The organism is Enterobacter cloacae complex sp. I3 (assembly GCF_014896175.1).
Lineage (GTDB): Bacteria > Pseudomonadota > Gammaproteobacteria > Enterobacterales > Enterobacteriaceae > Enterobacter > Enterobacter bugandensis.
Genome location: NZ_JADBQZ010000038.1, coordinates 1 through 1,636 on the forward strand (window position 1 = coordinate 1; position 1,636 = coordinate 1,636).

1 rRNA gene is annotated in these 1,636 nt (G+C 53.6%); it reads left to right on the top strand.

Annotated elements, in window-relative coordinates:
• Positions 1 to 76 precede the first annotated feature (76 nt).
• A 16S ribosomal RNA gene (locus IM271_RS20120) occupies positions 77 to 1,616 on the top strand.
• Positions 1,617 to 1,636 lie beyond the last annotated feature (20 nt).

A 1,636-nucleotide genomic window follows, 5' to 3' on the forward strand; every position in this document is an offset into this window, starting at 1 on the left:
GACGAAAAATGAATACCAAGTCTCTGAGTGAACATACGTAATTCATTACGAAGTTTAATTCACGAGCATCAAACTTAAATTGAAGAGTTTGATCATGGCTCAGATTGAACGCTGGCGGCAGGCCTAACACATGCAAGTCGAACGGTAGCACAGAGAGCTTGCTCTCGGGTGACGAGTGGCGGACGGGTGAGTAATGTCTGGGAAACTGCCTGATGGAGGGGGATAACTACTGGAAACGGTAGCTAATACCGCATAACGTCGCAAGACCAAAGAGGGGGACCTTCGGGCCTCTTGCCATCAGATGTGCCCAGATGGGATTAGCTAGTAGGTGGGGTAACGGCTCACCTAGGCGACGATCCCTAGCTGGTCTGAGAGGATGACCAGCCACACTGGAACTGAGACACGGTCCAGACTCCTACGGGAGGCAGCAGTGGGGAATATTGCACAATGGGCGCAAGCCTGATGCAGCCATGCCGCGTGTATGAAGAAGGCCTTCGGGTTGTAAAGTACTTTCAGCGGGGAGGAAGGCGGTGAGGTTAATAACCTCATCGATTGACGTTACCCGCAGAAGAAGCACCGGCTAACTCCGTGCCAGCAGCCGCGGTAATACGGAGGGTGCAAGCGTTAATCGGAATTACTGGGCGTAAAGCGCACGCAGGCGGTCTGTCAAGTCGGATGTGAAATCCCCGGGCTCAACCTGGGAACTGCATTCGAAACTGGCAGGCTAGAGTCTTGTAGAGGGGGGTAGAATTCCAGGTGTAGCGGTGAAATGCGTAGAGATCTGGAGGAATACCGGTGGCGAAGGCGGCCCCCTGGACAAAGACTGACGCTCAGGTGCGAAAGCGTGGGGAGCAAACAGGATTAGATACCCTGGTAGTCCACGCCGTAAACGATGTCGACTTGGAGGTTGTGCCCTTGAGGCGTGGCTTCCGGAGCTAACGCGTTAAGTCGACCGCCTGGGGAGTACGGCCGCAAGGTTAAAACTCAAATGAATTGACGGGGGCCCGCACAAGCGGTGGAGCATGTGGTTTAATTCGATGCAACGCGAAGAACCTTACCTACTCTTGACATCCAGAGAACTTAGCAGAGATGCTTTGGTGCCTTCGGGAACTCTGAGACAGGTGCTGCATGGCTGTCGTCAGCTCGTGTTGTGAAATGTTGGGTTAAGTCCCGCAACGAGCGCAACCCTTATCCTTTGTTGCCAGCGGTTAGGCCGGGAACTCAAAGGAGACTGCCAGTGATAAACTGGAGGAAGGTGGGGATGACGTCAAGTCATCATGGCCCTTACGAGTAGGGCTACACACGTGCTACAATGGCGCATACAAAGAGAAGCGACCTCGCGAGAGCAAGCGGACCTCATAAAGTGCGTCGTAGTCCGGATTGGAGTCTGCAACTCGACTCCATGAAGTCGGAATCGCTAGTAATCGTGGATCAGAATGCCACGGTGAATACGTTCCCGGGCCTTGTACACACCGCCCGTCACACCATGGGAGTGGGTTGCAAAAGAAGTAGGTAGCTTAACCTTCGGGAGGGCGCTTACCACTTTGTGATTCATGACTGGGGTGAAGTCGTAACAAGGTAACCGTAGGGGAACCTGCGGTTGGATCACCTCCTTACCTTAAAGAACCTGCCTTTG